The 24,273-nt window shown below is 33.0% G+C and carries 22 protein-coding genes; 9 read left to right on the forward strand and 13 right to left on the reverse strand.

The features are described from left to right. Window positions 1-305 precede the first annotated feature (305 nt). The gene (locus tag WC622_RS01340; protein WP_372816534.1) at window positions 306-1,313 is read left to right on the forward strand and encodes a sensor histidine kinase; all 1,008 of its coding nucleotides are present in this window, start codon (window positions 306-308) and stop codon (window positions 1,311-1,313) included. Here the strand turns inward: WC622_RS01340 and WC622_RS01345 are convergent. From WC622_RS01345 to WC622_RS01365, 5 genes are all read right to left on the reverse strand, one after another. Beyond that, window positions 1,306-2,505 carry an ATP-binding protein gene (locus WC622_RS01345; RefSeq protein ID WP_372816536.1) on the reverse strand — a complete coding sequence of 400 codons (1,200 nt, stop codon included), beginning with the start codon at window positions 2,503-2,505 and terminating at the stop codon, window positions 1,306-1,308. The two genes, WC622_RS01340 and WC622_RS01345, sit on opposite strands and share 8 nt — an antisense overlap. Before the next feature lie 660 nt (window positions 2,506-3,165). Then, complete coding sequence (gene sucC, locus WC622_RS01350; protein WP_372816538.1) at window positions 3,166-4,359, reverse strand: ADP-forming succinate--CoA ligase subunit beta; 1,194 nt, start codon at window positions 4,357-4,359, stop codon at window positions 3,166-3,168. Window positions 4,360-4,709: 350 nt separating this feature from the next. Then, window positions 4,710-5,471, reverse strand: a complete 762-nt coding sequence (locus tag WC622_RS01355) for a ferritin-like domain-containing protein (RefSeq protein WP_372816539.1) — start codon at window positions 5,469-5,471, stop codon at window positions 4,710-4,712. 81 nt (window positions 5,472-5,552) lie between these two features. After that, on the reverse strand, window positions 5,553-5,849 hold the full coding sequence (locus WC622_RS01360; RefSeq protein ID WP_372816541.1) for a winged helix-turn-helix domain-containing protein: 297 nt from the start codon (window positions 5,847-5,849) through the stop codon (window positions 5,553-5,555). Further along, window positions 5,849-6,478, reverse strand: a complete 630-nt coding sequence (locus tag WC622_RS01365; protein WP_372816543.1) for a hypothetical protein — start codon at window positions 6,476-6,478, stop codon at window positions 5,849-5,851. Before WC622_RS01365 ends, WC622_RS01360 begins: the two co-directional genes overlap by 1 nt. 122 nt (window positions 6,479-6,600) lie before the next feature. Between WC622_RS01365 and WC622_RS01370 the strand changes: the two genes are divergently transcribed. The 4 genes from WC622_RS01370 to WC622_RS01385 are packed head-to-tail and all read left to right on the forward strand — an operon-like array spanning window position 6,601 to window position 10,029. Next, window positions 6,601-7,251, forward strand: a complete 651-nt coding sequence (locus WC622_RS01370) for an ABC transporter ATP-binding protein (protein ID WP_372816545.1) — start codon at window positions 6,601-6,603, stop codon at window positions 7,249-7,251. Between the two features lie 8 nt (window positions 7,252-7,259). Next, the gene (locus WC622_RS01375; protein WP_372816546.1) at window positions 7,260-7,754 is read left to right on the forward strand and encodes a hypothetical protein; all 495 of its coding nucleotides are present in this window, start codon (window positions 7,260-7,262) and stop codon (window positions 7,752-7,754) included. 12 nt (window positions 7,755-7,766) lie between these two features. Then, on the forward strand, window positions 7,767-8,375 hold the full coding sequence (locus tag WC622_RS01380) for an HAD hydrolase-like protein (RefSeq protein ID WP_372816547.1): 609 nt from the start codon (window positions 7,767-7,769) through the stop codon (window positions 8,373-8,375). A gap of 37 nt (window positions 8,376-8,412) precedes the next feature. Beyond that, the gene (locus tag WC622_RS01385) at window positions 8,413-10,029 is read left to right on the forward strand and encodes a S41 family peptidase (RefSeq protein ID WP_372816549.1); all 1,617 of its coding nucleotides are present in this window, start codon (window positions 8,413-8,415) and stop codon (window positions 10,027-10,029) included. A 69-nt stretch (window positions 10,030-10,098) separates the two neighbouring features. Here the strand turns inward: WC622_RS01385 and WC622_RS01390 are convergent, their stop codons facing one another. Beyond that, on the reverse strand, window positions 10,099-11,046 hold the full coding sequence (locus WC622_RS01390) for a M28 family peptidase (RefSeq protein ID WP_372816551.1): 948 nt from the start codon (window positions 11,044-11,046) through the stop codon (window positions 10,099-10,101). A 147-nt stretch (window positions 11,047-11,193) separates the two neighbouring features. On the opposite strand from WC622_RS01390, the gene WC622_RS01395 reads away from it, so the two are divergent. Further along, window positions 11,194-11,955 carry an aldo/keto reductase gene (locus tag WC622_RS01395; protein ID WP_372816553.1) on the forward strand — a complete coding sequence of 254 codons (762 nt, stop codon included), beginning with the start codon at window positions 11,194-11,196 and terminating at the stop codon, window positions 11,953-11,955. A gap of 8 nt (window positions 11,956-11,963) precedes the next feature. Next, a complete protein-coding gene (locus WC622_RS01400) occupies window positions 11,964-12,164 on the forward strand; it encodes an aldo/keto reductase (protein WP_372816555.1) in 201 nt (66 codons plus the stop codon). A 79-nt stretch (window positions 12,165-12,243) separates the two neighbouring features. Here the strand turns inward: WC622_RS01400 and WC622_RS01405 are convergent, their stop codons facing one another. The 7 genes from WC622_RS01405 to lpdA form a co-directional block, all read right to left on the reverse strand. Continuing rightward, window positions 12,244-13,029: a PhzF family phenazine biosynthesis protein gene (locus WC622_RS01405; protein WP_372816557.1), complete on the reverse strand. Its 786-nt coding sequence runs from the start codon at window positions 13,027-13,029 to the stop codon at window positions 12,244-12,246. Window positions 13,030-13,060: 31 nt separating this feature from the next. After that, on the reverse strand, window positions 13,061-14,509 hold the full coding sequence (locus WC622_RS01410) for a glyceraldehyde-3-phosphate dehydrogenase (RefSeq protein WP_372816559.1): 1,449 nt from the start codon (window positions 14,507-14,509) through the stop codon (window positions 13,061-13,063). Window positions 14,510-14,647: 138 nt separating this feature from the next. Continuing rightward, window positions 14,648-15,508 carry an RNA polymerase sigma factor RpoD/SigA gene (locus tag WC622_RS01415; RefSeq protein WP_090992569.1) on the reverse strand — a complete coding sequence of 287 codons (861 nt, stop codon included), beginning with the start codon at window positions 15,506-15,508 and terminating at the stop codon, window positions 14,648-14,650. A gap of 261 nt (window positions 15,509-15,769) precedes the next feature. Next, complete coding sequence (locus WC622_RS01420) at window positions 15,770-16,378, reverse strand: hypothetical protein (protein WP_372816561.1); 609 nt, start codon at window positions 16,376-16,378, stop codon at window positions 15,770-15,772. Then, entirely contained in the window at window positions 16,344-17,153 is an 810-nt protein-coding gene (locus tag WC622_RS01425; RefSeq protein WP_372816563.1) for a metallophosphoesterase, read from the reverse strand. Before WC622_RS01425 ends, WC622_RS01420 begins: the two co-directional genes overlap by 35 nt. A gap of 43 nt (window positions 17,154-17,196) precedes the next feature. Beyond that, on the reverse strand, window positions 17,197-18,036 hold the full coding sequence (locus WC622_RS01430) for an MBL fold metallo-hydrolase (protein WP_372816565.1): 840 nt from the start codon (window positions 18,034-18,036) through the stop codon (window positions 17,197-17,199). Window positions 18,037-18,167: 131 nt separating this feature from the next. After that, window positions 18,168-19,556 (reverse strand): dihydrolipoyl dehydrogenase, encoded by a 1,389-nt coding sequence (gene lpdA / locus WC622_RS01435; RefSeq protein WP_372816567.1) that lies wholly within the window; start codon window positions 19,554-19,556, stop codon window positions 18,168-18,170. A 330-nt stretch (window positions 19,557-19,886) separates the two neighbouring features. Between lpdA and WC622_RS01440 the strand changes: the two genes are divergently transcribed. Further along, window positions 19,887-23,249 carry a TonB-dependent receptor domain-containing protein gene (locus WC622_RS01440; RefSeq protein ID WP_372816569.1) on the forward strand — a complete coding sequence of 1,121 codons (3,363 nt, stop codon included), beginning with the start codon at window positions 19,887-19,889 and terminating at the stop codon, window positions 23,247-23,249. Between the two features lie 127 nt (window positions 23,250-23,376). After that, entirely contained in the window at window positions 23,377-24,228 is an 852-nt protein-coding gene (locus tag WC622_RS01445; RefSeq protein WP_372816571.1) for a dienelactone hydrolase family protein, read from the forward strand. The last annotated feature ends 45 nt before the right edge of the window (window positions 24,229-24,273 follow it).

Below are 24,273 nucleotides of genomic sequence, written 5' to 3' on the forward strand. Positions count from 1 at the left end.
AGCTAACTAGTAGAAGATTTATCGGCAATCCCAACTTATTTTCTTTAGAAGAGAGAATATTTAATACAGTTTGCCTTTTCGTCTTTATTTCAATGTGCTTTGAAATTCCGTTTAACCTTTATATGGGTTTAATGGTGTCGGCTTTCCTATCAATATTTGGATTGTTTTTTTGTGCGGTACTCTACTATTTATCACGTTTTAAAAGAAAATCAAAATTAGGAATCAACCTTTTTTGTTTGTTATGTAACGCGGCTATAACAGGCAGTTATTTTTATAATTCTGGTATCAACGGCCCAAACTTATTAATGTTTTTATTGGTCTTTTTCTTGACTGTATCTATCATTCCAAGGAAAAATTTCAAAATATGGTTGCCATTTAATGCTCTATTGGTTTTATCCATTATTGTTGTTGAATATTTCTATCCAGAACTAATTTTAAATGTTTATGTTGATGAATTGAGTAAGACAATTGATTATAGTTTTACCTATATAATAGTTGGTGGTTTAATTTATTTGATAGTTAGTTATATCCGTAAAAACTACGATTATGAACGTGCTTCTGCATTAGAAAAGAATATTGCCATAGAAGAACAAAATGCAGAAATTCTACTTCAGAAAAAGGAACTGGAACGCTTAAACTCTGAGAAGGATAAACTTTTTTCTATCGTTTCTCATGACATAAGAATGCCTTTAAATTCTATACAAGGTTATTTAGAAATGTTATCAGAACATGACCTTGATGAAGAAGAGAAGGAGTACCTGAAGCAACAATTATTGCAATTAACTCGTGATACTTCTGATATGGTATTTAATATTTTATCTTGGTCTAAAACCCAGATGGAAGGTTCATATGTAGAATTGGCAGAATTAAACGTTAGTGAAGCATTAAAAGAAGGGCTTAATATTGAAAAAAATGCTGCTAAAAGGAAAGGCGTAGAGTTAGTTATAGAAACAGATAATAACCTAAATATTCTAGCCGATAAGAATATGTTTCAATTAGTCGTGCGTAATTTGGTGAATAATGCAATTAAATTCACTCAAAATGGAGGCTTAATTACGCTAACCACACAAAAAAAAGGAGAAGATTGTTGTATTTCTATTAAGGACAATGGATTAGGTATTCATCCAGAGCAACAAGAAAATTTGTTTAAACTAAAAGCAATATCAACTTATGGCACCAATAACGAAAGAGGAATAGGATTAGGTTTATTGTTATGTAAAGAATTTACTGATTTGCAAGGCGGAAAAATATGGTTTGAACGCAACACAGATAAAGGTTCTAACTTTTTCCTTTCATTCAAATTGGCTAATTAATTGGCAAAGAAATATAAAATGATGCGCCTTTGTTCTTGCCTTCGCTTTCTGCCCAAACCTTTCCTTGATGTAGTTCAATTAACATTTTAACTATTGATAAACCTAAGCCATTGGAATGTTCTCTGCCAGTTGGAACGGCACTTAGCTTAGCAAATTTCATAAATAATTTACCCATATCTTCTTCTGACAATCCCTGACCTTGATCTTTAAATTCAATAATTAATTGGTCATTAGCTGTGCTTACTTTAATTGTAATTTCGGTACCGGGTTGTGCGTATTTTAAAGCGTTGCTCAATAAATTCTCAAAAGCATCCTGTAGCCTTACCGAATCTGCTAGGATAGTGGAAGGACAATCGCATGAAATTTTAATGTTTTGCTTTTTTTGCTTGGCTAAAAGCTCGAAATTCTTTTTTACTACACTTAATAACTGAAAAACATCAACTTCCTGAAGATTTAATCTAAATCCTCCATTTTCTACTTGTGACAGATCCAGTAGATTATTAAGGCTTGATAATATTCCATTTGCAGCATTTTTTATGCGGTCTGCAAAGTCTGCAACAATTTTCGGATCATCAGCTTTCTTTTTAATCAGTTCTGCAGAAAGAGAAATAGTTGTATTAGGGTTTTTAAGGTCATGAACAATTCTGTTCATCATATCCGTCTGAGTGCGCATTGCTTTTCGAGTAGCTAACCGCAACTCCAGCTCATCCATTACAATAGAAGATAATGTTTCCAGCATTTTTAATTGCTGCTGTGTTACTTGCTTAGGTTCGGTGTCTAATACGCAAACTGTCCCTAATTGCAATCCCTCAGTAGTTTTAAGTGGTGCGCCTGCGTAAAATCTAATCCCATTTTCCATCATAACAAACGGATTATTTGCTAACTCTGGAACTGCAAGAACGTTTTCAAATAATGTAACCTCCTCATTTAAAATAGCAATCGAACAAAAGCTATCTTTTCTATCAATTTCTGTTGCCTCGAGCGGACTAATATTTGTTTTGAAAAAAACTCGTTCTCTGTCTACAAAAGTAACTTGTGCAATTGGTGTATTGAAAATCTGCGCTGCCAGTATAGCTATTTTGTCAAAAGAATCTTCTTCAGGTGTATCTAAAATATCGTAAGTATGAAGTTTCTGGATACGCTCATTATCGTTTGCAGGAATTAAAGTTAATGGTATTTGAAAATCGTTCATTCTTAATATTTGCCATTTTGTAATTAACAAATATAACTTAATAAGATGTAATATTTTTTTATCTAAAATTCTATTATTTTTTTAATAATCGATAAAATTATGGGTGTTTTTTAATTTTTACAAGATATTATGTACTGAATTTTAGTTTTTTAATGTTAAAACCTTAAAAATTACTTTAATATTTTAAAATAATTCGTTTTTTAGTGATTTTAATAAAATTAAAACACCTAATTTTTATATAAAAAATGATTTTCAATGTTTTTTATGAATTAATTTTTAATTATTGGTATATAAATTAAAATATTTTATCTAAAATTTGAATTTTATATCAAAAATTATTTATATTTGTCCTGTTCATACAAAAAAGTACATTTATATTTGGTTTGATTAAAGCTCTGGTTGGATGGCCAGAGCTTTTTCATTAACTCAAAACAGTAACAAAAACTCTTCAAATAGGAGTGAATTCAAAAATTTATAAATAGAACTAACAACTAACTTAAAACTATAAACAAAAAGGCCAGCTCGATTTTCGACTGGCCTTTTAAATTAAAAATGATTCTGAAATATTAATATTAGCTTTCTCCCAACTTCTTTAACGTTGACTCAATAAAAAAACCAGCCGATTACTCAACTGGTTTCTAATTAAATATGTTTTTCTGACTAGTTTGCTAATACTTTAGTTACTAAATCAGCTGCTTCTTTTAATGCAATCGCCGAATAAACTTTTAAACCCGAATCGTCGATTAATTTTTTAGCTTCTACAGCATTAGTTCCTTGTAAACGACAAATAATTGGAACTGGGACGTCACCAATTTCGTTGTATGCATCAATTACACCTTGTGCAACTCTATCGCAACGAACAATACCACCAAAAATATTAATGAAGATTGCTTTTACATTTGGGTCTTTTAAAATTATATTAAAACCAGCTTTAACCGTAGTTGCATTTGCAGTTCCACCAACATCTAAAAAGTTAGCCGGCTCACCACCAGCAATTTTGATAATATCCATAGTAGCCATTGCTAAACCAGCGCCATTAACCATACAGCCAACGTTTCCATCTAATTTAACATAGTTCAAGTTGCTTTCACTAGCTTCAACATCTGTTGGATCTTCCTCTAATTTATCACGCATTGCTGCATAATCAGGGTGACGGAACAACGCGTTTTCATCTAAATCAACCTTAGCATCAACTGCAATAATTTTATCATCGCTAGTTTTTAAAACTGGATTGATCTCAAACATTGCAGAATCTGTCTGATCGTAAGCTTTATAAAGAGCAGTAATAAATTTTACCATTTCTTTATGAGCTGCGCCTGATAACCCCAAGTTAAAAGCAATTTTACGAGCTTGGAAACCTTGTAAGCCAACTTTAGGATCAATTTCTTCTTTAAAAATTAAGTGAGGAGTGTGTTCTGCAACTTCCTCGATATCCATACCACCTTCAGTACTGTACATAATAATGTTAGTTCCGTTGGCACGGTTTAACAAAACAGAAACGTAAAATTCTTTAGTTTCAGAAGCACCTGGATAATATACATCCTGAGCAACTAAAATTTTATTTACTTTTTTACCTTCAGGACCAGTTTGAGGAGTAACCAATTGCATACCCAAAATATCAGTAGCGCGTTGTTTCACTTCGTCTAAGTTTTTAGCCAGCTTAACGCCTCCGCCTTTTCCTCTACCACCCGCATGAATTTGTGCTTTAATCACAACCCAATCAGAGTTATAGTCAGTTTTCATTTTCTTAGCCGCTTCTACAGCCTGATCAACAGTTTCAGCAACAATGCCTTCTTGTACAGCAACGCCAAAACTCTTTAAAATTTGTTTACCTTGATATTCGTGGATATTCATCTGTTTGTAATTTTGTTTTTATCTGTCAGATGGAGCCTAAGTGATTAAAAAAATTATTTCAATCTCAACGGGTTCATTTGCTCAAAAATTTGCTCAAATCTACAAATCTAAAAGCTTTTTACAAAGCCGAAATGCATTTAAGCGTAAAGTATTTGGCGTAAAATGAAAACATATAAAATTACTACTCAAAACCGCAGATTTTCTTCTAGAAAAGCAAAGACAAAAGCTATTTTAAAGTCTATCCCGCTTTACGCTTTACTCACTTCGTACCTCAGGTCGTGTTCGCTACAATCGGGTTTAGATAAGACACTTTTGTGCAAATAGGAGAGATTGCGTGGCTCTTTTCTAAATCATAAACCTAAAACTTCCTCACCATTTCGAATTTTAAATGCTACTTCCTTTTCTGGCTTTAATTTTTTAATAGTCTTTTTGAATTTTAGTGTCATTTTCATCCAGTATTTAGTGAAATTTACATGCCCAGCTTTAAACAATTTACGGTGCGCAAACCAAACCACGATAAGGGTGGAGAAATAGAAGCAAGTATAAAAATAATAGGTAAAAAACCTCATCGCTGCATTTTTATCATTATAAAGTAAGCTTAATCTTTCAGTTTGGAAAGTAATGTGTGCAGCCTCATCAATTAAAATATCCGTACATATTTGTTTTAGTAAATTGCATTTTGTGGCATCTTTTAAACACTGATAAAATATTTGGGCTGTACTTTCAACTGTAATTACAGCAATGGTCCAAAACTCCATGTGTGTGTTTAGACCTCTTATTTTTCTAAATAAACTATCGCCCCAATCTTTTTTAATTCGATCTTCGCCAATAAGATCTAAGTATTTGCCTAGGTTATTTCCATGTTTTTGTTCTTCAAGAATAAATAACTTAATAGCAGGTGTATAATGACGATCGTTAAGTTGTTTGGCATGTTTGGTTGCTGCATTTACTAAATTAGTGCCTTCAGAGGTTTCACCTAATTGCCATGCTTGCAGAGATTTTAAAATATTCTCTCTTTCTGTTTGGCTTAAAACAGGCTTAATGCTCCAGTCTATTCTTTTGTTTTTAAGATTTTGGGTAAAATAATTTATCCAGTACAATGAATTATGCATAATTAGTTGAATTTTAATGATTTTAGCATGTTTGTATATTTTAAAAGTGCTTTGAATTTCAAAGTGAATGTGTAAAAAAAATTAAACTCCTTTTATCATTTTTTCTAAAGCATCCAAATGTGCTTTAAACGCGTGTTTTCCTAAGTCTGTAATAAAATAAGTAGTGTTTGTTTTTTTGCCAATAAATGCTTTTTGAACTTTTAAATAATCGGCCTGTTCTAATGTGTTTAGGTGAGAGGCCAAATTTCCATCGGTTAATTCTAGCATTTGTTTCAATTCGTTAAAACTTACCGAATCGTTTACAATGAGTATAGACATTACACCAAGCCTTATTCGACTATCGAATATCTTGTTAAGGGCTTCAATTGGATTTACCATTATTTTGTCCTTTCATATTTAAAGTACATCAATAAGCCATAAAAGATGTGAAGTACGCCAAAACCAAATGCCCAGAAATATAAACCATATCCAATATTAAACATAGCAATAATACCAAGCACTATTTCGCAAATGCCTAAAAAACGAATATCAGTATAGGTATATTTACTCGCATTTATTAATGCTAAACCATAAAATATTAAGCAAGCTGGCGCAATAAATCCAGTGGTATTACCATTAAATAACAGTGCAATAATAAAAAAGCCACCAGCAACTAATGGAATTGCCAAATTGATTAATAATGTTTTGATTGTTTTATCCCAAAAAGGAAGTTTTTTCTTTTTGCTTTGGCGTAATGTGAATAAAAATCCGCCAGCAATTGCAACAACTAATACACTAAAACCTATTTTAATTAAGTTGGCTTCAATGTCAGAATCGGCGTCAATGCCATAACCATAGCTTCCATTATAATATTTTTTCAGCTCCAAATGCGCTAAATAAGCACCAACTAAACCCGTTAGTCCTGCAAATACACCAGATAAACCGCTTAAAGAGATAAATCTAGATGAGCGATCCATTATTTTTCTAATGTCGCTCAAGGCATTCAATTGTTCTTCCTGATTACTCATATTAAAAGTGCTTTGTTTTTCAAAGTTAATTAAGAAATTTAATATTCCAACTATTTTCAAAAGAAATTGTTCAAAGTCTATGGTTAATGGACTATTAGCCGATTTTTATTTAAGTTTGTACCATGCTAAAGGCCACAGGAATAAAAAAAGCGTATGGAAATTTACCTATTTTAAAAGGCGTAGATTTTGAAGTTGCCAAAGGAGAAATTGTAAGTATTATTGGCGCTTCTGGTGCTGGGAAAAGCACTTTATTACACATTTTAGGTAGCTTGGACAAACCAGATGAGGGTACAGTAGAATTAAAGGGCACAAAAATAAGTAAGTTATCAGGCGAATTACTTAGTGTTTTTCGAAATCAAAATATTGGCTTTATTTTTCAATTTCATCATCTTTTACCAGAGTTTACTGCTTTAGAAAATATTTGTATTCCTGCTTTTATCGCAAAAAAAAGTAAAAGAGAAGCAGAAAAAAAAGCATATGAATTATTAGCACTTTTAGGCTTAAGTGAACGAGCAAATCATAAACCTAACCAATTATCTGGTGGTGAACAACAACGTATAGCGGTTGCTAGAGCACTTGTTAATAATCCTGCAATTATTTTAGCGGACGAACCTTCTGGAAACCTAGATTCGGCCAATGCCAATGCCTTGCATCAGTTGTTTATTAACTTACGTGATAATTTTGAACAGACTTTTGTAATTGTAACACACAACGAAGATCTTGCTAAAATTAGCGATAGGGTAGTGACAATGAAAGATGGTTTTATAATTTAGATTGTATTTTGAAGATATTAATTACTGGAGGAAAATCTGCTACGGCACTTAAATTGGTAAAAGCATTTAATGGATATCAAGTATTGCTAGCTGATTATGGCGAAGTGCCATCTTTTACATCAACGGCATATACGTTAATTAGTTTAGGTGAAAAGAATGAAGATACATTAGCACATACTCTTTTAAATAAATGTTTGGATGAAGGAATAGATCTACTTTTACCGATCCATCATTTTGAAATAGAAGCTGTAGCTAAAGCAAAAACTTTATTTAATGAATTTAACATTCACATATTATTACCAAATGTAGAAGAATTGGACCAACATTTTGATGGTATTAGTTTAACTAAAGCAGACAATTGGGTTATTTTTAAATCTGGAAAAGTCATTTTTGCATCTAACCAAGAAGCAATTACCGCCAATACCGAAGAAAAAAACTTAAATGGTGCATTTTATCTTACAAAAGATGATACAACATTTAAATTGAATTTGATCACAATCTAATCACTCATCTCGATGGCTTTTGAAGAATACATTAAAGATAAAAAGGCTTTTATTTTAGGTTTAGATAACGTTTTATACCCAGAAAAAGATTATTTATTACAAGTATATTATCTCTTTGCAGAGTTTATAGAATATACCGAACAAATAAACGCAACAGAAATTATTGCATTTATGAAATCAGAATTTGTAGCTCATAATGCTGAAAATATATTTGAAAAAACGGCAACTAATTTCAATATCCCAGAAAAATATCAGGCCAACTTTGAGCTATTGCATGAAAATGCTCGTTTACCCTTAAAATTATTACTCTATGAGCAAGTACTTTCCTTTTTACAAGAAGTTGTGATGGAGAGAAAAGAGATATTTTTACTAGTTGATGGAGCACCCTTACAACAAGTAAACAAAATTAAGCAAGTAGAATGGCATGGTTTGGAAAAATATCTTAAAGTTTATTTTTCTCAAGAATTTGAGCCAAAACCTTCAGCAAATAGCATTGAATTTATATTGACTGAGCATCATTTAAAAAAAGCAGACATTTTAATGATTGGAAATACATTAGAAGATAAAGAATTCGCACTCAATTTTGGTGTAGATTATTTAATTATAGCAAAACTATTGTAATTTTTTTTACGTTAATTAGTACTATAATTTATAAAATATGAAAATAAAACTACTTGTTGCCATACTCGCAATTTCTATTATAACTATAACTGGTTGTAAAAAAACGAAGGTAACACCAGCCCCAACGCCAGATCCACCTATAGTCCCAGTTGTAGCTACAAGAGCAGAACTATCAAAAGATTCTATCTTTTTGTATGCTAAAGAAATATATTATTGGAACGACGCATTACCAACTTATCAGGCTTTTAATCCACGAAGTTATACCAATGCAAGTACAGATTTGGGTAACTATAACAATGAATTATTTGCGATTACTCGATATAAAATTAATCCTAGCACTGGTCTTTCTTATGAATATTATGCTTCAGACCCTACCGACACAAAATATTCATATATACAAGATATCACTACTAAAAACCCATCTGCATTTGTTGCTGACAAAAAAAGCTCAGTGGATTTGGAAGGAAATGGAAATGATTTTGGTATAAGATTAGGCTTTTATGGTTCAAATGCAAGTTATACTATTTATGCAACGGCCATTTATCAAGGTTCTCCAGCAGCAACGGCAGGATTTTTACGTGGGGATAAGATAACAAAAATAAATGGTGCTGAGTATGGGACGAATTTTCCATCTCAAATTTCTGCAATAGAAACCGCATTAAATGGAACTACAATTAAGCTAGAAGGAATTAATAGTGCAGGTAATAATTTTAATATAACCTTAACTAAAGCAGTATTTAAAAGCAGCCCAATTTATAAAAAAAAAATATTAACAGCAGGCACTAGAAAAATAGGTTATTTAGCTTATGCTAGATTTTCTACGCTAACTAATTCTCAACCAGAGTTTGATGCTGCATTTGCAGACTTTGCTACTGCTGGAGTTACAGATTTAATTGTTGATTTAAGATATAATGGCGGAGGATACATTGAAACAGCGGAGTATCTAATTAATTTAATAGCCCCTTCAAGTTTAAGTGGCTCAGTTATGTTTACGGAGCATTATAATACGACTATGCAGAATAATCAAGCCACAATTCTAAAAAACCAACCGTTATTGGATAGAAATAATAAAGTTCAATATTCCAACGGGAAAATTGTAAATCTGTACGATTACATGACTAACCCATATTCTGTAGCAAATAACACCTCAAAATTTGCTAAAAAGGGCCCTTTAAATAGCGTGGCAAATGTTGTTTTTATTGTTTCGGGAAGTACGGCTTCAGCAAGTGAATTGGTTATTAATAGCTTAAAACCTCATGTTACTGTGAAACTGGTTGGTCTTACTACATATGGCAAACCTGTTGGGTTTTTCCCAGTTACAATCGAGAATAAATATGATGTATACTTTTCATTGTTTGAAACAAAAAACTCTTTAGGCCAAGGCGGTTATTATACTGGAATTGTTCCCGATGTTTCAGCATCAGAAGTGCCAGCAAATACAGTAATGTATGATTTTGGTAATGTGAATGATAACTATTTAAAACTAGCACTTAATTCTTTAAATCTGGGCGTTCCTGTTACTGGTCAGGCTAAAACATTGTCTGCCGCTAGAGAAAGAAGCTTAGCTGTACAATCATCTGAAGTGATTAATTCTGATCTTAATAATAATGAGTTTAAAGGAATGATTGAAAATAGAACTAGAAGGAAAAATTAATTATTCCTTTGTAAGCTATAAACTAAAAAGGTCGCATATAGCGACCTTTTTTATTTCAATGTAATTAATTTACTGTTTTTTCATTTGCAATCGCTCTCTAAAAATTGCTTGTATATCACGTTGTTTATCAATATTTACAATAACTTCTTGAATAGCATTTGCTGCATCTATAAAGAAAGTTTTGTTAATATTTTGGTATTCATCTGTTGCTTTATGATAATCTTTATGATCTTCTACTCCAAAATAGAGAAAAGGAATGTTTTTAGCGTTAAAAGCACCCTGATCACTTTGATTTGTCCAATCATCATGACCAAGTTTAGGATCATCATGACCCATTAATAACTTTAAATTCGGATTAGTTGTAACTAGATATGATTTCAATTCTGGATATTTAAAAGTTCCAGCCACATACAATTCTTGTTTATCGTTATGACTAATCATATCCATATTAATATTCAATTTAATTTTATCTAGTGCAACTGGAGGATTTGCAACAAATGCTTTTGCGCCTTGTAAACCCATTTCTTCTCCATCAAATAAGGCAAAGATTAAGGTATTATTTGGTTTGTTTTTAGAGAAATATTTGGCAAATTGTAATAAACCAGCGGTGCCAGATGCATTATCATCAGCGCCATTATAAACTTCATTCTTAATAACTCCTATGTGATCATAATGTGCAGAAATCACAATTATATTATCGCTCTTACCTGGAATATACGAGATTAGATTTTTACCTTGAATGGAAGCAGCTCCATTACGACCTTTAATTTCAAAACTTTGCTCATAACTACTTTGGCCTGGATATGGTTTCAATCCTATTTCTTTTAATCGGCCAATTAAATAAGTTCTAGCCATTTCTGCTCCTTTAGTTCCGGTTTTGCGACCTTCATAACTGTCTAAAGAAAGTGTTTGCACGTCTTTAAGTAATTGTTCTCCGGTTTTAGAATTATCCTGATTGTTTTTAACTGTACTACAGCTTAGTAAAAACGCTAGTGAAATTAAAAGTAATTTTTTCATTCGATTTTGTATTTGTTTCTAAAATAAAGGTAAAGATATTGTCTGATAAAAGAAGCGTGTAAGTTTTGTAAAAACTTAGTGCGCTCATAAAATGTTGTATTTTTAAACCTTAATTTGGGATATAATTTTAAAATAATATAGACGAAAATGGAATATAGACGTTTAGGAAAATCAGGTTTACAAGTAAGCGCACTTTCTTTAGGCAGTTGGTTAACTTTTGGAAATCAAATTAGTGACAAAGTTGCAGACGAATTAATGGGAATTGCCTATGATGCAGGTGTAAATTTTTTCGACAATGCTGAAGGATACGCAGAAGGGAAATCTGAAGAAGTAATGGGAAAGATTTTGAAATCACAGAAATGGGAAAGAGAATCTTTTATAGTATCTAGTAAAGTGTTTTTCGGAACAGAAAATAAAGGACCAAATAGAGTAGGTTTATCGCGTAAACATGTAATTGAAGCTTGTAATGGAGCTTTAAAACGTTTACAAGTTGATTATTTAGATCTTTATTTTTGCCACAGACCAGATAAACAAACCCCAATTGAAGAAACGGTTTGGGCAATGAATACGCTTTTGCAACAAGGTAAAATCTTATATTGGGGTACGTCAGAATGGAGCGCTGCAGAAATTATGGAAGCAATTGTTGTGGCTAAACAATATAATTTGATTGGACCAACAATGGAACAACCTCAATACAATTTAATAGAACGCAACAAATTAGAAAATGAATACTTGCATCTATTTAAAGAACATGGTTTAGGTACCACTATTTGGTCGCCTTTGGCCTCGGGATTATTATCTGGAAAATACACCACAGGTGATACTAAAAATACCCGATTGGATTTAAAAGGAATGGATTGGCTAAAAGATAGGGTAATGGCAGAAGAGTTGTTGAACTTCAAAAATTAGCTGATAAAATGAATTTACCATTAGCTAAATTATCACTGGCTTGGTGTCTTAAAAATCCGAATGTAAGTACAATGATATTAGGCGCATCTAAAGCTGCACAACTGAAAGAAAATTTGACTGTCTTAGAAGTAGTGCAATTATTAACTGATAAAGTAATGGCTGGTATTGATAAAATTATGGGAACAAAACCAGAATTGTCACCATTTTAAATGATTTTCCGAGCTTACGAGGAATCTCTTTACAATTTAGTAATGAGATTCTTCGTAAGCTCAGAATGAGAAGTATGTATTAAATATAGATTTCTCCTTTTAGATAGGTCACTGCTTTACCTGACATTAGCACACGATCACCTTTTAAAGTGCACCATAGTTCTCCTCTACGTTCTGATACTTGGTAAGCATGCAATTCATTTTTGCCTAATTTTTCTGCCCAATAGGGGATAAGATTGCAATGAGCAGAACCCGTTACAGGATCTTCGTTTATACCAGCAGCAGGAGCAAAAAATCTAGAAACGAAATCACTTTTATCGCCTTTGGCGGTTGCAGTAATAGCAAATGCATCTACGTTTTTTAGTGCATTAAAATCTGGCTTCAAACTAGTTATTTCAGCTTCAGTTTGATAAACAACTACATAATCTCGTAGTTTCAAAACTTCAACGGCGTTGATATTTCCTAAAGCTTCTAATAAACCGTTTGGTGCCTCGCAAATTTGTAGCGGTCGTGATGGGAAATCTAATGTATAGAGATCATCAGTTTTACTTACCGATAATGTACCGGCTTTTAGGGTGTGGAAATGAATAACGTCTTTTGAGTAGCCCAACTCAGTAAATAAAATATGTGCCGTAGCTAAAGTAGCATGACCACATAGATCTATTTCTACTTCTGGTGTAAACCAACGTAACTCAAAATTTTCACCTTGTGGAACAAAAAAAGCAGTTTCAGCTAAATTGTTTTCTGCTGCAATCTTTTGCATTAAAGGTGCAGATAGCCATTCTGTTAAAGGAACAATTGCTGCTGGATTTCCGCCAAAAAGTTGATCTGTAAAAGCATCAACCTGATAGATTTGAAGTTTCATATGTAATTTAAATAATTCAAATTTACTAGTTTTAATAATAAGTTAATCGTACTACACCAGCTAATCTTTTTGCTAAACGAATAACCTGACGAGTATACCCATATTCGTTATCATACCAGGCATATAAAACAATAGATTTATTATCGCGAGAAATAATAGTTGCAGGTCCATCAATAATAGATGCATGACTGTTGCCAATTAAATCACTGCTTACCAATTCGTTAGAAACAGAATATTCTAATTGTTCTGATAGATCTCCAAACAATGAAGCTTGTTTTAATACAGTTTCAACTTCTTCTTTCGATGTAATTTTATCAAGCGATAAATTTAAAATAGCTAGTGAAACGTTAGGGGTTGGTACACGAACTGCATTTCCTGTAAGTTTTCCGGCTAAGTGAGGAATTACTTTTGCAACTGCTTTATCTGCTCCAGTTTCTGTAATTACTAAATTTAATGCTGCAGAACGACCTCTGCGATATTTTTTATGGTAATTATCTAATAAATTTTGATCGTTGGTATAGGAATGCACTGTTTCAATGTGACCTTTATCAATACCAAAAGCTGTATCAATTACTTTTAACACTGGAATAATTGCATTTGTTGTACACGATGCATTTGAGAAAATGGTTTCAGTTTGATAATCGAAATCGCCATCATTTATTCCGGTAACTATATTTGGAATATCTCCTTTGGCTGGTGCAGTTAATAACACTTTACTAATTCCTTTTGCATTTAAATGTCTCCCTAACCCTTCGCGATCGCGGAAAACACCAGTATTGTCAATTAACAAAGCATCTTCAATTCCGTAGGCAGTGTAATCCGCATCTTCGGGATTTTTAGCCACAATAAGATAAATGGTTTGCCCATTTATAATTAGTGCTTTATTTTCAAAATCTTCTATAATGGTACCGTTGAAGGGGCCATGAATAGAATCTGTACGTAATAACTCTGCTCGTTTTATCAGTTCCTCATCACTATATGTACGAGTTACAATGGCTCTTAAGCGTAATTGCTCTCCTTTCCCAGCTTGTACAATTAATTCTCTGGCGGCAATTCTACCAATTCTGCCAAAACCATATAAAACAACATCTTTTGGTTTTAAACTAATCTTATCCTTGCCAATATGTTTACTGAGTTTGCTAATCACAAAATCACGGATGGTAGAGTGCTTATTGTTTTCATCTAGCCATTCTGCTGCTAAACGACCAACATCAACACGAGAAGGGGCTAGACTGCATTTTGCAATAGTAGAAGCCAATTCAAGAGTTTCGTAAATAGAAATATCTTTGCCACTTACTTCTTTTGCGTATTGGTGATAAGCGAGTATTTCGCTACTGCCAACATCGAATAAAGGTTTACGGAAAAGAACAAGTTCGATCGATCGATCAAACCATAATTGCCCTACAACACTGATTAATTCAAGCGCTTTTTTTTCTTTTTCAATCCAGTTTTGAAACTCTGATTGATACTTATTTAACATACAAGAAAATTTATTTGATTAGAATGGCACAAAAGTAAAAAAGATCGGGTGAGTACCCAATCTTTTTCTATTTATTTTCTTGTAAAAATCTATGTTATAAGGTGTTTGAAACACACTAAGTAGTCATTTTTTAAAGGATTATCCTAGGTAAGATTTTAAGATTTTACTACGTGAAGTATGACGTAAACGTTGTAAAGCTTTGTCTTTAATCTGACGAACACGTTCACGTGTTAAATTAAATTTCTCTCCAATTTCCTCTAATGAAAGTGGGTGATTAGTGCTTAAACCAAAGAATAAAACAATGATTTCACGCTCACGCTCGGTTAAAGTAGATAAAGAACGTTTAATCTCTTCAGAAAGTGATTCGTTAATTAAATTACTATCTGTGTTTGGCTCATGATTTTCAAGTACATCTAATAATGTATTTTCTTCACCTTGTACAAACGGCGCATCCATAGAAACATGGCGACCAGAATTACTCAACGTATCAGAAATTTTATCAACCGTTGTTTCTAAGATATCTGCCAGCTCTTCAGGAGAAGGTTCACGCTCAAATTCTTGCTCTAATTTAGAGAAAGCCTTACTGATTTTACTTAAAGAACCAACTTGATTAAGTGGTAAACGTACAATACGACTTTGCTCTGCAATTGCTTGCAAAATTGATTGACGAATCCACCAAACAGCATATGAAATGAATTTAAAACCTTTAGTTTCATCAAAACGTTTAGCCGCTTTAATTAAACCTAAGTTTCCTTCATTAATTAAATCGCCTAATGTTAAACCTTGATTTTGGTATTGTTTAGCTACCGATACAACGAAACGTAAGTTGGTTTTTGTTAAGCGTTCTAAAGCTGCTTGGTCACCTTCACGTATTTTTCGGGCTAGTATTACTTCTTCTTCTGCTGTAATTAAATCTACTTTTCCAATCTCGTGCAAGTATTTGTCTAACGATTGACTTTCGCGGTTGGTGATGGATTGGGTAATCTTGAGTTGTCTCATCTATGTGTTTTAGTCCTCTTTATAATTCGATTCTGCAAAAGTATGAATTTTTGTACAGAATGAAAGGGTAAATTGCTGAAAATGTTACGCTTTACGTCACAATTTTTAACAAATACTTAACTACAAAAATCATTCCAAATTATATTTGGCAGTGTTTGTGAATTGATCGAGTTTAGTGTAAATAAGTATTGAATTGAATTGATATTTTCTGTTTATAATTAATATTAAGCATCATATTATAAATAAATCTGATTAATTAGTCTAAAAATTGGCTTTCACTCCATAGCCTAATTTAAATATTTCATAAAATGGTGTACTCTTTCTATTTTTAAACCAACTAATAGCATATAAGTCATTTGTATTTGCTTCTGTATACAAGCTTATTGATTTAATTTTGGATTCTTTAGTTGTCAAAATCTTTACTTCAGAGCCAGCTCCCATATGTAATCTAAACGCTGATGACCAAAAATAATAGTCCTTCCTATATTGTGGTTTTTCAAATTTGAAATCGAAGTTTTTCCCTAAGGTATAAGATGTAAAAATAACTGGGTTTATGGGGTGAATAATTAATTTGTTTTTAATATTGATTGAAAACGGTTTGTAATCATATTTTATCCCAATAATGGTTAATTCACCACCTAAATCTTCAGGAACATAGCCAAAATGAAAGCTTAAATTGGTCTTTTCTTTAAAGAAATTATAACCAACACCAACACTCAAAAAGCCAATACTTCCAGCATATTGTAAATTAATTTGGTTTGGCTCCAATCGTTGTAAAAATGTTTTTTGAGCAAATGATTGCTGACAAAAACACAGTAATAAAGCGATTGCAATTCTAAAAGTTAATTTCTTGTGCAGTAATTTGTTCATTTTTAATTTCTACTAATGTATAGGCTCTGTTTACAATTGCATTGGTAATAATGAACGGTATGCCAGTTCCATTTTTGTAATAAAACTCCAATTTGCTATGTCGGTGAGAGTGAATAGAAGCAATTAAGCCAGGGGTTTGATTAAGCAAATTTTCATACGGCACCACTAATTTCGGATCAAAATCAGCATCTATAGGAGGGACGTGAGATATGGCAATAAGATTAGTAATTCCTGCATCTAATTTTAAATTGTTTTTTAACCATGTTAAATTCGGGGTAGATCCATTAAAGTCATATTCTCTGCCATTTGTGTCATGACAAACGAATTTAATTCCAGCGTAGTTGAAAGTGAAATTTAGCGGGCCAAACATCCTTTCGTAAACTGCTCTTCCGTTAGCTACCAGATCATGGTTGCCAATAACACTAATAAATGGTATGCGGAGCTTGCTGTATAGTTTGTAAATGCCATCAAATTCTAATAATAGGCCAAAATCAGAAATATCTCCATTTAAAATAACAAAGTCGATATCATTACGTTGGTTAATCTGATCTACAAAAATTTTAGTTTCCTCATAGCTTCTTTGTGTATCTCCAGAGACGATAATTTTTATAGGTGTGCCTACAGTTTTTTGAGTAAGTAAAGCAATTTGCTTAGTATTAACTTCAGTTGCAGTGTTTTTATTAAATACTTGATTTGGACTGTACTCATCGGAATTACAACCTAATGAAAAAATAACAAAAATAAAGAAAATGAAGTAGGGAGGGGATTTTCTCATGAGAACTAAACAATTATTTGCCTAGAATGTTCGCAAATAATGCCTAAATATCTGTAAGTTTCAGTGTATCTTTTAGTCTAACACCTTTTTCTGTTTGTTGTACGGTACAACATTCATGTATGGGATCGTGCTCCAAGAAAAGAATGTATTCATTAGCTGCTGCTTCATCCAAAAATTCTTTTTTCTCTTTTAAAGTTTGCAATGGAAACATATCATATGCCATAACGTAAGGAAGCGGAATATGACCAATTGACGGTAATAAATCTGCCATATAAACGATGGTTTTATCTTTGTAATTTAACTGAGGCAACATCATTGCATCAGTATGCCCATACGCAAAGCGGATTTTAATACCTTCATGAAAAACCACACCATTCTGTGAAGGAATAAATCTTAATTGCCCACTTTCTTGAATGGGAAGAATATTTTCTTTTAAAAAGGATGCTTTTTCTCTTGCATTTGGATGTATAGCCCAATCCCAATGTTGTTGGTTTGTCCAATAAATTGCATTTTTAAATGCAGGACGAAGCTTATCGCCAACTTTTTCAATTGAGCCACCACAATGATCAAAATGAAGATGCGTTAAAAATACATCAGTAATATCGTCTCTATTAAAGCCATGAGCTGCTAAAGATTTGTCTAACGCATCATCACCATGCAAAAAGTAATGACTTAAAAACTTTTCATCTTGCTTGTTTCCAATACCATTATCAACCAAAATTAGCCTACTTCCATCTTCAATCAATAAACAGCGCATTGCCCAGCTACATAAATTGTTTGCATCTGCAGGATTACTTTTTTGCCAGATAGATTTTGGTACAACGCCAAACATTGCACCACCGTCTAATTTAAAAAAGCCTGTGTTTATAGTGTAGAGTTTCATATTGATTTTCGATTTTAGATCCGTTAGTTATCGGGTTACAAATTACGATTAAATATAATAGGCTGTAAATGAAAATTGGTTAATTGTATTTAACAATTAACCAATTTAAACAGTTTATAATCTATTAAACCTTATAAATGAATTACTTCACCATAAGCATCAGCTGCAGCTTCCATAATTGCTTCACTCATGGTAGGGTGAGGATGTACAGCTTTAATCATTTCATGACCAGTCGTTTCTAATTTGCGAGCTACAACAATTTCTGCAATCATTTCAGTAACATTAGCCCCAATCATGTGTGCACCTAATAATTCACCGTATTTTGCATCGAAAATTAATTTCACAAAACCATCTTTTGCACCAGCAGCACTTGCCTTACCCGAAGCTGAGAAAGGGAATTTTCCAATTTTCAATTCGTAACCAGCCGCTTTAGCTGCTTTTTCGGTATATCCAACAGATGCAATTTCTGGAGTACAATACGTACATCCTGGAATGTTGTTATAATCTAAAGGCTCAACGTGTTGGCCTGCAATTTTCTCTACACAAATAATACCTTCAGCAGATGCTACGTGAGCTAAAGATTGACCGCCAACTACATCTCCGATAGCATAATATCCTTTTACAGAAGTATTATAGAATTCATCTGTAACGATTTTGCCTTTTTCAGTTTTAATTCCAGTTTCTTCTAAGCCAATGTTCTCAATATTTGCTACAACGCCTGCGGCAGAAAGAACAATATCACATTCAATGGTTTGCATTCCTGCAGCTGTTTTAACTTGAACTTTACAACCGCTTCCACTTGTATCAACAGATTCAACACTTGAAGAAGTCATGATTTCAATTCCTGTTTTTTTCAAACTACGTAACAATTGTTTAGAAACATCTTCATCTTCTACAGGAACAACGTTTTCCATAAATTCAACAATGGTAACTTTTGTACCCATTGTTGCATAGAAATAGGCAAATTCTACCCCAATAGCACCTGAACCTACAACTACCATAGATTTTGGTTGCTCAGGTAAAACCATTGCTTGGCGATAGCCGATTATTTTTTTACCGTCTTGTTTCAAGTTTGGTAATTCTCTTGAACGTGCACCTGTGGCAATTACAATATTTTTAGCTGTTAATTCCTGTTGAGTTCCATCAGCAGCTTTAATATCAACTTTATTGCCTGGCTTAACTTTAGCAGTACCCATAATCACGTCAATTTTATTTTTTTTCATTAAAAATTGAACGCCTTTACTCATGCCATCAGCAACACCACGACTACGTTTAATCACAGCAGCGAAATCAGCGGTTGCTTCTGGAGCATTAATTCCATAATCAGCAGCATGATTAATATATTCGAATACTTGTGCACTTTTTAATAAAGCTTTGGTTGGTATACATCCCCAGTTGAGGCATATGCCACCTAAAGATTCTCTTTCTACAATTGCAGTTTTTAAACCCAATTGAGAAGCCCTTATTGCAGTAACATATCCACCAGGACCGCTGCCTATAACAATTAAATCGTAGTTCATATCTTTTTAAAGGAAAATTAACTTAAACAATGCGTCAAAATTAAAAAAAATGTTGATTAAAATTACTTTAAAGATGCTACACACTACAATTTGACAATTCTAAGTTTTCTAATCATTGTTATCCGTATCTATAAGTTAAAACACATAAATAGCAAGCGATTGATAAAGTGCTAGTTAGGGCTTTTAACCTTTATGTTAAGTGTTGATAAGTTTTGCGATAATTAATAATTATTTAACATTGGAAATAAGAATCGGAATAAAATAAATATTTACATTTGCAGGCGATATTTTAACATATCTTAACAAAAACAAAAAAATAATTAAAAGAGTATGAAGAAATCTTTACTATTAAAAGTTGTAGTAATTGTTTTTGCCTTTGTTGGTTTCATTTCTGTTGCGAATGCACAGATAACAACATCGTCATTGACAGGTACAATTAAAGACTCAAAGGAGACTTTACCTGGTGCCAGCATTAAAGCTACACACACACCTACCGGTACGGTTTATGGTGTTATTACAAATGCTGATGGTCGTTATACTATTGGTAATATGCGTGTAGGTGGTCCTTACACTATTGAAGTTAGCTTTGTAGGTTACAAGCCACAAAGATTTGACGATGTTACCCTTAAATTAGGTGAACCATTTGTTTTAAATGTAACATTAGCTGATAATAGCTCTACTTTAGCTACAGTTAATATTATAGGTACAGCTTCTAACCCAATTATGAACTCTAATAAAAGCGGTGCAAATACCGTGGTGAGCAGGGCCCAAATCCAAACTTTACCATCTATTTCTCGTAGTGTAAACGATATTACGCGTTTAACACCTCAATCAAATAGTAATAATGGTATTGGTGGTGGTAACTATCGTTCTAACAACTTTTCTGTTGATGGTGCTAACTACAATAACCAATTTGGTATTGGAGCTAATATTCCTGCTGGTGGTTCTCCAATCTCTATTGATGCATTAGAGCAAATCTCAATTAACGTAACTCCTTATGATGTTCGTCAAACAGGTTTTACTGGTGGTTCTGTAAATGCGGTAACACGTTCTGGTGGAAACAAATTTTTCGGAAATGTTTTTTATACCATGCGTGGTGATGATCAACAAGGTCGTAAAATTGGTGATTATACTATCCAAAACTTACAAAAATTAGATGAGAAAAACTACGGTGCTAGTTTCGGTGGTCCAATCATTAAAGATAAATTGTTCTTTTTTGTAAACTATGAAAAGAAACTGAGTAAAGCGCCAGGTACAAGTAGAATTGCTGCTACACCTTCTCTTCCTTACGGTTCAATTTCGACTGTAACTAAAACAACAGCTGATTTCATGAATACAGTTAGTTCATATTTAGATGCTAAATACGGTTACAAAACTGGTCCTTACCAAAACTATGAAAACGTTAGTGAGAATGAAAAAATGTTTGCTCGTTTAGATTGGAATATTTCTAAAAATCATCGTTTCAGTATCCGTTATAATCAAGTAGAAAGTCAAAGCCCAAGCCCTGCAAGTACTTCTGTTAGTGGTTCTGCTGTTGCTGGTTCTTTAGGATATGGAAACGTTAGATCAGGTAATGCTTCAAATGCAGGTTTGCCTTTCTTTAACTCAAACTATTATCAAGCAGCGAATTTATATTCAGCAACTGCTGAGTTAAACTCTTCATTTGGAAGTAAAGTAACTAACACTTTGCGTGTAGCTTATTCTCACCAAAATGACCCAAGAAATTCTGATAGTGCTCCATTCCCTTTAGTTGATATTTTAGATAATACACAAACTGGTACAAGTGCTGGTAACGTATTAACTACATTCGGTTACGAAGCCTTTACATATGGAAACTTAAGAGATGTTACTTCTTATACCTATAGTGATGATTTAGGTTTAGCTTTAGGTAAGCACAATTTAACTTTAGGTTTACAAGCAGAGTTTAGTAAAACTAAAAATGGTTTCCAACGTTTTGGTACAGGTTTCTATACTTTCAAATCTTGGGATGATTTCGTAAACAATGCTAGACCATTACAATATTCAGTTACCTATCCATTAACTCCAGATGGTTCACAAGCATTCCCTTCATTTAAATTCGCTCAATATTCAGCTTATTTACAAGATGAATTCAATGTTTCTGATCGTTTAAAATTAACTGCTGGTATCAGATTTGAACAAGCAACATATCCAGGTGTTGATGAAATCAAAACTCATCCATTAGTTGCTGCACAAACATTTGCTAATGGCGAAAAAATCAATACTGGTGAATTGCCAGAAAATAAAATGACGTATTCTCCACGTTTCGGTTTTAACTGGGATGTAAATGGTGATCGTTCGTTACAAGTTAGAGGTGGTACTGGTATCTTCACTGGTAGAGTTCCATTTGTATGGATTGTTTCTCAATCAGGTGATGCTGGTTTAATTCAATACACTCAAACTTATTCAGGTTCAACTACTCCATTCTTTAACCCAAGTATTGCGCCAAATTTAGTAGGCCCTAAAGGTGTTGTTGGTACAACTATACCAAGTACAATTAGTGCAATGTCTAAAGACTTAAGATTCCCTTCTACTTGGAAATCAAGTTTAGCTGTTGATGCGAAATTACCGTGGGGTATCGTTGGTACGTTAGAAGGTATTTATGGTAAAGATCTTTATTCAGCAGTTGCGGTTAACGTTAACTTAAAAGATCCAACTCCTTTAAATATTGCTGGTTACCCAGATAACAGACCATTCTTCGCTGCTACAGCATTTGATAAACAAGCAGTTCCACTTACATCTGGTGGTTTAGTTGCAGCTTCTTCAGCAACAACTTCAAATACTTTGTTCAATGCAATTAAAATGAAAAATGCTAAAGGTGGTTACAACTGGAGTTTAACTGGCCAGTTAAGCAAACAATTTAGCAGAGGTTTAGGTATAATGGTCGCTTATACAAAATCAGATCAACGTAATTTTGGTGATGGTAGTGGAGATCAATTGTTAAACTTATGGTCAATTCCTCAAACATCAACAAACCCTAACGTAGCATCTTTAAGCTATTCATCTAACTTGAATCCTGATCGTGTAATTGCATCAGTATCCTACAAAAAAGAATACTTCAAGAACTTAGCGACTTCAATCGCATTATTCTATGAAGGTTCTCAACAAGGTAGATTCTCTTATACGTATTCAGCAGATTTTAACCGCGATGGACAAACAAATGATTTGATCTATGTGCCAAAAGATGCTTCTGAAATTACTTTTAGTGGTAACGTTGTTATTGCAGCTACTGCAACTACTCCTGCTAAAACATATACACCTCAACAACAAAGTGATATTTTCATGGCTTACATTGAGCAAGATGATTACTTAAAAACTCGTAAAGGTCAATATGCAGAGCGTAATGGTGCTAAATCTCCATGGAGAAATCAAGTTGATTTTAGATTAACACAAGAAATCTTCAAAAACGTTGGTGCAACTAAAAATTCAGTACAGTTCTCAGTTGATATTTTCAACGTAGGTAACATGTTGAACAAAAATTGGGGTAACATTAATTTCGTAAATAATGCTGCAATTCTAGTTCCTCAAAATGTGACTGCAATTAATTCTACTACTAAACCAACATTTAGAATGAATACTGCAAACGGTGATATTGTTAGAACTACTTTTGGTACTTCTCAAACTATTTCATCTACATTCTATATGCAATTTGGTTTGCGTTATAACTTTAACTAAAATCGAGTACGTTTAATGATAAATCCCGCTAACCTTAATTGGTTAGCGGGATTTTTTTGAATATTATGGCGTAAACAAATCAGCAACAATTCGTATCTTGGAATGTATAAACCCTAATCCCATTATCATGGATCAAAAGATCATCACACTCTACGATTCGTATACTCACAGTCAATTAAGTAGAAAAGAGTTTATGAAGAAGTTGGCTATGCTAATGGGTAGTACGGCTTTAGCTTTAACTGTTTTACCCTTATTAGAAAATAATTATGTTGCTGCTGCTTCATTTGATAATGAAGATATAGTAAGTGAAAACATTACTTATCCAGGTGTGGAAGGGGGTATGAAGGCTATATTGGCTCAACCAAAAGGTAAAAAGAAATTAGGAAGTGTGTTAGTTATACATGAGAACAGAGGGCTTAATCCTCATATTATAGATGTAACCAAAAGGATAGCGGCAGAAGGTTTCCTAGCATTAGGTGTTGATGCTTTATCACCGTTTGGTGGTACACCAGCCGATGAAGATAAAGGAAGAGAGTTAATTGGGAAATTGGATGCTGACAAAAACCTACAAAACTATTTAAAGGGGTTAGCCTATTTAAGAAACCATAAAAACGGAAATGGTAAAACCGCTTGTGTTGGTTTTTGTTGGGGTGGAGGAATGGCAAATAAATTGGCAGTAAACGATTCTAAATTACAAGCAACTGTTGCGTATTATGGAGCTCAACCAAAAGCTGAAGAGGTATCTAAAATTAAAGCGAGCATAATGTTGCATTACGGTGGATTAGATGAGCGCATTAATGCCGGAATTGCTGCTTATGAAGCAGCTCTAAAGCAAAACAATATAGATTACAAAATCTTTATTTACGATGGAGTAAACCATGCGTTTAATAACAATACTTCACCAACAAGATACAATGAAGCTGCGGCTAAATTAGCTTGGCAAAGAACAATTGATTTGTTTAAAGCAAAAATAGGATAATACTTGTACTCGTCATTTCGACCTTGTGGAGAAATCTTTATGTTG

Source organism: Pedobacter sp. (assembly GCF_041662865.1).
Classification (GTDB): Bacteria; Bacteroidota; Bacteroidia; order Sphingobacteriales; family Sphingobacteriaceae; genus Pedobacter.